Below are 505 nucleotides of genomic sequence, written 5' to 3' on the forward strand. Positions count from 1 at the left end.
CATGTTTTTGTTGAAGTAGTAGGTCGCGCCTACATCAACATATTTCAGCAGATCCTGATCGCCGAAACCTTCGATGTCTTTACCTTTGGACTGCAGGTAAGCCACGGACGGACGCAGACCGAAGTCGAACTGGTACTGAGCAACCACTTCGAAGTTCTGCGCTTTGTTAGCAAAACCGCTGATGGAGTCAGAATCACCGCTACCGCTGAAACGAGTAGCATTATAGGTCTGGGTGTACTGAGTCGCCAGGTAGATGTTGTTGGCGTCATATTTCAGGCCACCGGTGTAGGTTTCAGCATTGTCACCACGACCTTTGGACAGGTTATTCTGATCGCCATTACGTTTAGAGTGAGAATACGCGAAACCAGCGCTGATACCGTCGTAGATATCATAGGTCAGAGAGGTGCCGTAGCCGTCACCGTTCTGTTTCAGAGCGCCACGACCGTTGTTGGTCGGGGAAGTACCTTCACCGCTTACGCTGCCGTTTTTACCCTGATACTGCAGA

The 505-nt window shown here is 50.5% G+C and carries 1 pseudogene; it reads right to left on the reverse strand.

Annotation, left to right across the window (positions count from 1 at the left end):
- Positions 1–505: pseudogene (gene ompK36, locus KOSB73_RS28175) on the reverse strand (porin OmpK36); the annotation flags it as partial.

It is taken from the genome of Klebsiella grimontii (assembly GCF_900200035.1).
In the GTDB taxonomy this organism is placed as follows: Bacteria; Pseudomonadota; Gammaproteobacteria; order Enterobacterales; family Enterobacteriaceae; genus Klebsiella; species Klebsiella grimontii.